The sequence below is a fragment of the Streptococcus sp. IMAU 99161 genome (genome assembly GCF_014435245.1).
GTDB lineage: Bacteria > Bacillota > Bacilli > Lactobacillales > Streptococcaceae > Streptococcus > Streptococcus lactarius.
On sequence record NZ_JAAPAW010000022.1, the window covers coordinates 1 to 284 of the forward strand.

Below are 284 nucleotides of genomic sequence, written 5' to 3' on the forward strand. Positions count from 1 at the left end.
ATGGGAGTTAACGGGATCGAACCGCTGACCCTCTGCTTGTAAGGCAGATGCTCTCCCAGCTGAGCTAAACTCCCTTATGGTTGTTTAACTCAGCCAACGGTGAGAAACTTCGTTTCTCTTATCCGCCGATTGAAATCTCGATTTCCTCTCAATTTCAACTAAGCTAAACTCCCAAATGAGCCTAGCTTCAACTAGGCTCAACTTCTTGCTAAGCGACTTCCATATCTCACAGGGGGCAACCCCCAACTACTTCCGGCGTTCTAGGGCTTAACTACTGTGTTCGG

General features: G+C 48.2%; 1 tRNA gene. It reads right to left on the reverse strand.

Features of this window, described 5'->3' with window-relative positions:
- Position 1: 1 nt before the first annotated feature.
- A tRNA-Val gene (locus HA044_RS09335) sits at positions 2-74 on the reverse strand.
- Positions 75-284 lie beyond the last annotated feature (210 nt).